This is a genomic window from Xenorhabdus sp. IM139775 (assembly GCF_028598745.1).
GTDB lineage: Bacteria > Pseudomonadota > Gammaproteobacteria > Enterobacterales > Enterobacteriaceae > Xenorhabdus.
Genome location: NZ_JAQRFK010000241.1, coordinates 1 through 599 on the forward strand (window position 1 = coordinate 1; position 599 = coordinate 599).

Annotated in this window: 1 protein-coding gene; it reads left to right on the forward strand. The window is 39.1% G+C overall.

Features of this window, described 5'->3' with window-relative positions:
* The first annotated feature begins 71 nt into the window (after positions 1-71).
* The gene (locus PSI17_RS17240; protein ID WP_273553117.1) at positions 72-404 is read left to right on the forward strand and encodes a phage integrase SAM-like domain-containing protein; all 333 of its coding nucleotides are present in this window, start codon (positions 72-74) and stop codon (positions 402-404) included.
* Positions 405-599: the final 195 nt, after the last annotated feature.

Sequence of the window (599 nt, forward strand, 5' to 3'; positions counted from 1 at the left end):
TTTATTTTCAATAAATCTTGTTTAAACAATCCATTATCATGATGTTTTAGTGTCATCAGGAAGCAAGTAATATGTTTCAGAGAGCAGAAAAAATCGGTTGGAATGAATTATTGGATGAGTACTTTCTTTCACATATGTTGCGTCCGGCAACTGAGAAAAGCTACAACAAGGTGAAGCAGGTATTTGTCAACTTTATGGGAGAAACGGTGCTGCCGGAGGAAGTGACTCGTCGGGATGTTCTGCGTTGGCGGCGTTATATTCTGGGGGAGAAGAAACAATCCGTCCATAGCTGGAACAATAAGGTGGCTCATCTGAGGGCGATTTTTAATTTCGCTATGGAAAGGAAATTATTACCGCATACCCAAAATCCGTTTAACAGTGTGGCTATCAAAAAAATGAGCTAACGATTGATCCTGTATCGCATGAGGCCTTCACCTTACTTGGCATCAGAACCAACAATTATTTGATAATAAAAAGGTGCTTGCTTACGCAGGCACCCTGTATTGCTTTAATTTGCCTGTTAACTGATTTAGCGTCTTTAACAAGCGAATTTTAAATTTTGGTGCCGGACTCGGAATCGAAAATAAATGTAATTTATT

Excerpts from the sequence above, each read along its gene's own strand:
- PSI17_RS17240 (WP_273553117.1), top strand. The coding sequence starts at position 72 with ATGTTTCAGAGAGCAGAAAAAATCGGTTGGAATGAATTATTGGATGAG.